The 380-nt window shown below is 66.1% G+C and carries 1 protein-coding gene; it reads left to right on the forward strand.

The window, feature by feature from the left end:
• Window positions 1-380, forward strand: a 380-nt coding sequence (locus DY926_RS12040) for a hypothetical protein (protein ID WP_148707775.1), incomplete at both ends; no start/stop codon positions are given.

The raw sequence follows: 380 nt of genomic DNA on the forward strand, positions 1-380 counted from the left end.
CCGTATCCGCGTCCACTCCCCTCATTATCCCGCGCACCGATTACCGTCTGGTCGGCACCCGCCACCTGGGGGCGACGTGGAAGGAGCGTGCGCGTGACAACATCGCGGCGATCCGCCTGCTGGCGGAACTGGAGAAGGAAGACCGCGCCGCCACGACGGCCGAACAGGATGTCCTGATCCGGTTTACCGGCTTCGGCGCAGGCGAACTGGCCAACTCGCTCTTTCCCCATGGGGATGATGGGTTCCGCGCCGGGTGGGAGGACATTGGCCGTGCTCTCCATGACAGCACGACCGATGCCGAACGGGCCGGCCTCATGCGCGCCACCCAGTACGCCCACTACACCCCGGAACTCATGGTCCGTTCACTGTGGGACATGGTC

This window comes from Komagataeibacter melaceti, from assembly GCF_003403295.1.
Lineage (GTDB): Bacteria > Pseudomonadota > Alphaproteobacteria > Acetobacterales > Acetobacteraceae > Komagataeibacter > Komagataeibacter melaceti.